The organism is Empedobacter brevis (genome assembly GCF_965118635.1).
GTDB classification, from domain to species: domain Bacteria; phylum Bacteroidota; class Bacteroidia; order Flavobacteriales; family Weeksellaceae; genus Empedobacter; species Empedobacter brevis_A.
The window spans coordinates 1-1376 of sequence record NZ_CBCPHV010000031.1; the positions used below are offsets into that span (position 1 = coordinate 1).

The 1376-nt window shown below is 34.5% G+C and carries 2 protein-coding genes; both read left to right on the forward strand.

The window, feature by feature from the left end; translation table 11 throughout:
* Positions 1-18: 18 nt before the first annotated feature.
* Positions 19-900, forward strand: a complete 882-nt coding sequence (locus ACMHJW_RS14615; RefSeq protein WP_413534137.1) for a hypothetical protein — start codon at positions 19-21, stop codon at positions 898-900.
* A 2-nt stretch (positions 901-902) separates the two neighbouring features.
* The coding region (locus ACMHJW_RS14620; protein ID WP_413534138.1) for a hypothetical protein at positions 903-1376 on the forward strand (474 nt) is incomplete at its 3' end.

The window sequence follows — 1376 nt, forward strand, 5'->3', positions numbered from 1 at the left end:
GATTCAAATTAATAAATTATGAATAAAGCAGATGTTAATCAAACAGGCGGTTTACGCCTCGATACAGATATGTTAGAATTTGCATTTGATGCACCCAAAATAACGCAATTATTAGGTTTTTTGGCTCATGATTTAGCAATTATTAACGGATGTTCAGAAAACAATAACGTTGTAAATAATGGAACTGTTTTCATTAATGGTGAAATATTACCATTCAAACAATCAGCTAAAGGTAATACCGTTGTGATTGTTGAAAAGAAAACAAAACGAGCGTTCAAGACAGGACAAAATAAAGATGTTTTAATTGAACGTTGGGTAGAATTTGGAGTTTCAACACAAAGTTTTAATTGGGCTTCATTTTATCGTGTAAAATCACTTAAACAATTAGAACTAGATTTGGCACAAAAAGCAAGTTTGCAAACTTTTAATTCGTTGATTACTCGTGTAGAGAAATTAGAGTTATTTGCACGTCCTTTTGCTGTTGGCGGTTCAATGCTTTTCTGGAATAAACCAGCCGATCAAATTCCTGAAGGTTGGCGCGAAGTTGAAGATTGGCGCGAACGAATTGCGATGGGTTGGAATCCTGATTCCGAAACTTATCAAACTATTGGAAATACTGGAGGTTCTGAAACTCATCAGATTTCAAAATCTCAGTTACCCAATGTTACAATAGGATTTAATGATGCTTATTATATCGAAGCGTCTGGCGTAAATACGACAGCTGTTTCAGGCAAAATACCTTTAGGATCTAATTATGGTGGTGCTAATGGAACTGATTCCGATAATAACACATTATATTATCGCCGTGCTGAAACTGATGTTATAGGAAATGGCGAAAGCATTAACCATATGCCACCATATAGAGTAGTTATGTACATAGAACCAATTCCAATCCCTTAATTATGGCAGATTTAAATCAAACAGTAGCGCCGCTTAGCACAATTATTTCATGGTTTGCAGAAGATGCTACTCCAACTGAAACACAATTTGAAACCACTTGGAAATCATTTTTTCATAAATCCGAAAACATTCCAGTAGAACAAATTTACCAATTAGCTGAAATTTTAAATTTAAAAGCTGAACGAGATCACATGCATTTTGATTTGGCGAAGAAAGATGGTTCAAATTTATCAGTAGAAGATATTAATGGATTGAAAGAAGTTTTAGGCGTAGCCTTAGCTGCTCAAGGTATCATTAATAATATAAGCACAGATGTAACTTCTGAAGTAGCTGTTGCGCTTCCTGATGGTATTTATAAGCCCAAAACAACAGGTGTTTATGTGTCAATTGGTTTAACAGCTAAAGAAAATTACACAACACTTTTTAAAAAGTTAGATGGTATTTGGAGTGTGTTTAGTGAGGAAGCAATGCCTATG

Coding starts and splice junctions, on each gene's coding strand:
- ACMHJW_RS14615 (WP_413534137.1), top strand. CDS start 19: ATGAATAAAGCAGATGTTAATCAAACAGGCGGTTTACGCCTCGATACA.